This is a genomic window from Staphylococcus sp. SUC_1.2, assembly GCF_026222585.1.
The window spans coordinates 1-6,273 of the sequence record NZ_JANJPM010000058.1 but is presented as its reverse complement, the minus strand read 5'-3'; the positions used below and the strand labels follow the sequence as shown (position 1 = coordinate 6,273).

General features: G+C 31.9%; 5 protein-coding genes. 1 reads left to right on the top strand and 4 read right to left on the bottom strand.

Going from position 1 to position 6,273, the window contains the following annotated elements; all coding sequences use genetic code 11:
• Nucleotides 1–22: 22 nt before the first annotated feature.
• Together rpsA and cmk are read right to left on the bottom strand one after the other, a co-directional pair.
• Nucleotides 23–1,201, bottom strand: a complete 1,179-nt coding sequence (gene rpsA, locus NR218_RS12365; protein WP_049394521.1) for a 30S ribosomal protein S1 — start codon at nucleotides 1,199–1,201, stop codon at nucleotides 23–25.
• 311 nt (nucleotides 1,202–1,512) lie between these two features.
• Nucleotides 1,513–2,169 (bottom strand): (d)CMP kinase, encoded by a 657-nt coding sequence (gene cmk / locus NR218_RS12360; RefSeq protein ID WP_011275729.1) that lies wholly within the window; start codon nucleotides 2,167–2,169, stop codon nucleotides 1,513–1,515.
• Between the two features lie 75 nt (nucleotides 2,170–2,244).
• Between cmk and NR218_RS12355 the strand changes: the two genes are divergently transcribed.
• The gene (locus NR218_RS12355; RefSeq protein WP_011275728.1) at nucleotides 2,245–3,219 is read left to right on the top strand and encodes an asparaginase; all 975 of its coding nucleotides are present in this window, start codon (nucleotides 2,245–2,247) and stop codon (nucleotides 3,217–3,219) included.
• A 177-nt stretch (nucleotides 3,220–3,396) separates the two neighbouring features.
• Here the strand turns inward: NR218_RS12355 and ypdA are convergent, their stop codons facing one another.
• Nucleotides 3,397–4,383 (bottom strand): bacillithiol disulfide reductase YpdA, encoded by a 987-nt coding sequence (ypdA, locus tag NR218_RS12350; protein WP_011275727.1) that lies wholly within the window; start codon nucleotides 4,381–4,383, stop codon nucleotides 3,397–3,399.
• Between the two features lie 161 nt (nucleotides 4,384–4,544).
• Nucleotides 4,545–6,170, bottom strand: a complete 1,626-nt coding sequence (ebpS, locus tag NR218_RS12345) for an elastin-binding protein EbpS (RefSeq protein WP_210423090.1) — start codon at nucleotides 6,168–6,170, stop codon at nucleotides 4,545–4,547.
• Between the last annotated feature and the right edge of the window lie 103 nt (nucleotides 6,171–6,273).

The window sequence follows — 6,273 nt, the reverse complement described above, 5'->3', positions numbered from 1 at the left end:
GAGTTTGTATGATAACTTGAGATTAAAATTTTAAGTCTTTAAATTTATCGCCAAAGACATCACCTAATGTTGGATTGTCTTCATTTGAATCATTACTTAAATAAGATTGAGTTGTAGCATCATCGCTCTCAACAACGTCTTCTTTAGGTAATGTAGCTTTAATTGAAAGTGAGATACGTTCATTTTCTTCATCTATACCTAAAATTTTAACATTAACTTGTTGTCCTGGCTCAAGTTTTTCACCTGGTGTGCCAATATGTTCGTGAGCAATTTCTGAAATATGCACTAAACCTTGAACACCTGGAGCAATTTCAACGAAAGCACCGAAGTTAGCTAAACGCACAACTTTACCTTCAATAACATCATCTTCATGAAAATGTCCTTTAATGCTTTCAAATGGTGTAGGTAAAGTATCTTTGATAGAAAGTGAAATACGTTCAGCATCTTTTTCTACAGACTTAACTTTTACATCTACCTCTTGACCTACAGAAACTACATCTTCTGGAGAATCAACATGTTCATGTGATAATTCAGAAACGTGGACTAAACCATCTACGCCACCGATATCAACAAAAGCACCAAAGTTAGTTAGACGAGCAACTTTACCTTTAATAACATCACCAGCATTAAGTGATTCTAATAAAGAAGCTTTTTTCACATCATTTTCAGCTTGCTCTACTGCTTTACGGCTTAAAATGACTCTATTATTTTCAGGATCTAATTCTTCTACTTTAATGCGAATAGTTTGTCCATCGAATACAGAGAAATCTTCAATGAAATCAGTTGAAATTAGTGAAGCTGGTACAAAACCGCGTTGACCTACATCTACAACCAGGCCACCTTTAACTACTTCTGTAACTTTAGCCTCAATAATTTCGTCATTATCAAGTTTTTCTTGTAAATATTCATATGATTTTTCAGTTTCAAGTTGACGTTTTGAAAGAATATACACACCTGAGTCATTTTCTTCATCAACTTCGATTTTAGTAACATATGCTTCAATTTCATCACCTTGTTTAACTACCTCACTTGGGTTCTCAATATGATGAGTTGAAAGTTGGCTAATTGGAATGATTCCATTGAATTTGCCACCATTAATATGAACTACGACTTGTTTGTCTTCAACTTGTTGAACCTCACCAGTGACTTTGTCACCTTCTTTAATATCATTAATCATTGATTCATTGAATTCTTCAGTCATCTTGTTTGCCTCCTTATACACTACATACATATAACATCTTATAAACCAGTAGAATTGTCAAGAAATTCCCCTTTAGTTTCATAAGTTCTTAAAAAAATTATCAATTATTAAAATTATAAAATGAAAATTTAACTAATTTATAACTTTTGAAAATTTATAATTTTTATACGAACTAAATATATGTTATACGATTAAAAAAGTGCTTAATAGTTACCACTTTTAATTATATAGAATAAAAATAGCTATTTAAAATAATTCGCACTTTAAACTTAGTTAAATACGAATCACTCTAAATAGCTGTCCTTATTTGTCTAAATATTGTTAACCAAAGTCATTATTTCTTCAGTTACTTCTTCAATCGTTTTACCAGTTGTATCCACTGTGACGGCGTCATCAGCTTTTTTTAAAGGTGAAATGTCCCGATTCATATCGTAATGATCTCTTTCTTCTATTTCTTTTTTTAATTGTGATAATGTTGATGGGATACCTCGTTGTTCATTTTCTTTTTGACGTCTTTCAGCTCTTTCTTCAACTGAAGCGATCATAAACACTTTTAATTCTGCATCTGGTAATACTACTGTGCCAATATCTCGGCCATCCATAACAATTCCTTTTTTAGCTGCTAGATCTTTCTGCTTTTCAACTGCAAATGTTCTAACAGGTTCTTTAGAAGCAACATAAGATACATTTTGAGTTACATCATTTTCTCTTAAAAAATCAGTGACGTCTTGATTATCTAATAAAATTCGTTGTCCTTTACTTTTGTCATAGGTTAATTCCAACGTCGTTTGATTAACGAGTGTTTTAAAATCCTCTGGTTTGTCATTTTGAAGATATTTATAAGTAATCGCACGGTACATTGCACCTGTATCAACGTAAATCATAGACAATTTACTAGCTACTTGTCGTGCAATAGTACTTTTACCTGCAGCTGCAGGACCATCCAAGGCAATATTTATTAAGTCCATATTATTTATCCTTCCTTGTTGTTTTATTTGTATTATTTTATCATAAATATGTAAATTAAAAATAGGAGGAACGAAATGAAAAGATTATTAGTTATACATACTGGTGGCACAATAAGTATGTCGCAAAACCAATTTAGTCAGGTAGTAACAAATGATGTAAATCCAATATCTCTTCATAGAGACATTATTGGCCAATACGCTAATGTTGATGAAATTCATCCATTTAATATTCCGTCTCCTCATATAACGATTCAAAATGTCGAGAAGTTGAGAAATATAATTATTGAAGCTAATAAGACAGGTAAATATGATGGTTTTGTAGTTACACATGGTACTGATACTCTTGAAGAGACCGCATACCTTTTAGATTTATTATTAGACATTAGATGTCCTGTGGTTATAACTGGTGCAATGAGATCTTCTAATGAAATTGGTTCCGATGGATTATATAATTTCATTTCATCAATTCGTGTAGCCTCTTCTAGTGATGCAAATGACAAAGGCGTTATGGTCGTATTCAATGATGAAATACATACTGCTAGAAATGTAACGAAGACGCATACTTCTAATATCAATACCTTCCAAAGTCCAAATCAAGGACCATTAGGAATATTAACTAAAGATAATGTTCAATTCTATAATCAACCTTATAAACAACAGTCATTTAAAATAATAAATTATCAGTTGAAAGTACCATTGATAAAAGCTTATATGGGCATGGAAAGTGACATATTTAATTTTTATGCGCAACAAAACGTAGATGGTATCGTCATTGAAGCTTTAGGCCAAGGAAATTTACCTCCAAGTTGCTTGAAAGGTGTCCAAACTTGTTTAGATAATAATATACCTATTGTGTTAGTTTCTAGATCTTTTAATGGGATTGTAAGTCCAGTATATGCCTATGAAGGTGGTGGCTTTCAATTAGCGAATAAAGGTTTAATATTTTCAAATGGATTAAATGGTCCTAAAGCAAGACTTAAGTTACTAATTGGCCTAAGTAATCAACTCAATATTGTCGAATTAAAAAATTATTTTGAAAAACAAAATTAATTACAAGATTTTAGAAAAATAATGTAATTTAATTGGTTTTGCTTGAGAAGTTACTACTTAGTAATCTTTTTGAATCATCTTAATTTATCTTCATAAGGATGATAAGAGCTGAGAAGACACTAATATTGCGTCGTTCTCAGCTCTTATTAACTATACCGCTGTTTTATACTTCTGTCCTTAACTTTCAAGTGGTGTTTGCTTTTTGCTTAAAATACTTTGAGTAATAATTCCGCCATGATATTTACCATTTTCAATAAAGATTGCATTATTATCATTACCTGCAGCAATTACGCCAGCAATATAGCAATTCTCAACATTTGTCTCAAAAGTTTCTTTGTTATGAACTGGAGCAGTTCCATATTCATTTGTATTAATTTCAATTCCAATAGATTCTAAGAAGTCGTAATCAGGGTGATACCCTATCATTGCAAATACATGATCATTAGGTATCTCTGTAACTTTACCGTTCTTTTCATAAATCACGCTATTCTCTGTTATTTCAGTAACGTTCGCATTGAACTCCATAGTGATTTTTTCATGATTGACTAATGATTCAAAATTTGGCAATATCCATGGTTTAATGGCAGCTGAATATCGATCACCTCTGTATAGTACAGTTACATTTGCACCAGCTTTTTCTAATTCTAATGCAGCGTCAACAGCAGAATTTTTACCACCTATGACAGTAACATCTAAATTAAAAAACGGGTGTGCTTCTTTAAAATAATGTTGTACTTTAGGAAGTTCTGCTCCTTTAACCTCTAACTTATTATGTTGACCATAATAACCGGTTGCAACAGTTAAAAATTTACACTCATAAACATCTTTAGTAGTTGTTATAGTGAATTTATTGTCAATTTTTTTAACAGTGAGTACTTCTTCAAATGCACGAACATTTAACTGATGATGTTTAACAACTTCTCTATAATATACTAGTGCTTGATTTCGTCGAGGTTTACTTTCTTCGACGATAAAAGGAATATCACCGATACTTAATTTATCACTAGATGAGAAAAATGTTTGGTGTGTTGGATATTTATATATAGCATCTACAACATTCCCTTTTTCGATGACTAATGTATCAATACCCTTTCTTTTTTGTTCAATAGCAGCACTTAAACCGCATGGGCCTCCGCCGATAATAATACTTTCTATGCTTTGCATGTCATTGGCCTCCTTTAATCACCCATATATTATAGCAGTTGTTTCGCTATTTCTAAATAGAATAGCACTCACAATATTTATATAAAATTAAAATTATATGTGCATTGAAACAAAAGAGACTGAAACAATTTTGTTTCAGTCTCTTTTGAATGATAACTAAGTTATTGTGGGATTATTAATTTTTGACCATTAGAAATGTTATTACTTGATAAGCCATTAGCTTGTTTAAGTTTATTTACATTTTCAACAGTACCTTCTCCGTAGTATTGAATAGCGATACGGTATAAGTTTTCATTACCTGATACTACGTGAGTTTGTTGTCCTGAATTTGAGCTATTTGATTGATTATTATTGCTGTTACTTTGACTGCTATTGTTTGAAGTAGCTTGAGAGTTACCATTGTTATTGTCACTATTTGAGTTATTACCATTATTATCTGATGATGAACTGTTATCAGATGAATTTGAAGAAGTACTATTATCTGAAGAGCTACTATTATCATCACTTGAATTATTAGATGAATCATTGTCTGTTGTAGCTTTGTCATTTGAGTCGTCATCATTAGTTGCTTTATCTTTATCTTTGTCACTGCTAGCTTTGTCTTTGTCGCTATCATTACTAGCTTTGTCTTTACTATCTTTGTTGTTATCTTTGTTAGCAGTTTGTTCTGTTTTGTTATCAGCTTGGTTACTATCTTTTTTATCGTTGTTTAAATACATTCCAATAAAGATAGCAAGTGCTGCTAGAATAAGTAATAAAGCTATAAGTGGAAGTAAAATACCAGCTAGACCACGTTTCTTTTTACCATTGTGAGCTTGGAATCCATCATTACCATCTTCATGTTTATGATTTCTATGATCGTCTTGATGATCTCTGTTATGGCTATGATTATCTTTATGATTATTATTTTTATGGTCTTTTTTATGTTTTGCAGCTGCTACCCCAGCTGCGCCAGCCGCACCAGCTGCACCTGCACCAACTGCTGCTTTTTTACCTTTATTACCTTTTTTTGGTTCTTCTTTAGAATGGTTATCTTTAGCGTCACGATGGTCGTCATGAAGGTCTTTATCATGTTTTCTGTTTTGATCAAATTGATTATCGTTATTTAAATCACGATCATCTTTATGTTCGTTGTATTTTGAGTCATGATGTTCATCTTTTTTACGTTTGTCTTTTGCAGCTTTAGCACCAGCAGCTCCAGCGACTCCGGCACCTCCAGCTATTGCAGCGTCTTTGCCATGTCGAGACTTTTTGTTTTGTTGATCTTTGTGATTTCGATTATCTTGACGCTCATCGATACCTTCTTCATGATTACGACGGTGACGATCATCATCATTCAAACTACCATTATCATAGTCTTTATCATGTTTTCTATTTGATGCTTCATGACGATTATTTCTACGTGAAGCATCATTATTAAAGTCTTTTTCAGAAGAAAGTTTATCATCCTTATGTATTGGCTCGTTATCTAAATGATTTTCTTGTTGATTGTGTTGTAACTCATTGAAAGAGTCTTCATCGTGTCGATCATCAAGTGAACCATTAGCATTTGAATCAGAATTTTGATTACCAAATTTTCTGTTTTTATTAGTAGCTTGGTTACGTCTTCTTTGACGTCTTTGTGCGTTTCTAGGTGGGAATTGTTGGTCTGATTGATTATCAAAATCATTGGACTCATTTGAATTTTCATCAAACTCGTTTGTATTATCTTCGAATTGATCATCAGAATTAATAGACTGACGATTTTTTTCGAAATCATCTCTAAAATTATTTTTAGACACGTTCATCATCCTCTCTTAAATAATTATTTAAATATCACATACCATATACCCCACAAAGCGTGAAATATGTATAGTATTTAAATATTTCTTGAAAAACTTTAAGTATTAT

Coding starts and splice junctions, on each gene's coding strand:
- rpsA (WP_049394521.1), bottom strand. CDS start 1,201: ATGACTGAAGAATTCAATGAATCAATGATTAATGATATTAAAGAAGGT.
- cmk (WP_011275729.1), bottom strand. CDS start 2,169: ATGGACTTAATAAATATTGCCTTGGATGGTCCTGCAGCTGCAGGTAAA.
- NR218_RS12355 (WP_011275728.1), top strand. CDS start 2,245: ATGAAAAGATTATTAGTTATACATACTGGTGGCACAATAAGTATGTCG.
- ypdA (WP_011275727.1), bottom strand. CDS start 4,383: ATGCAAAGCATAGAAAGTATTATTATCGGCGGAGGCCCATGCGGTTTA.
- ebpS (WP_210423090.1), bottom strand. CDS start 6,170: ATGAACGTGTCTAAAAATAATTTTAGAGATGATTTCGAAAAAAATCGT.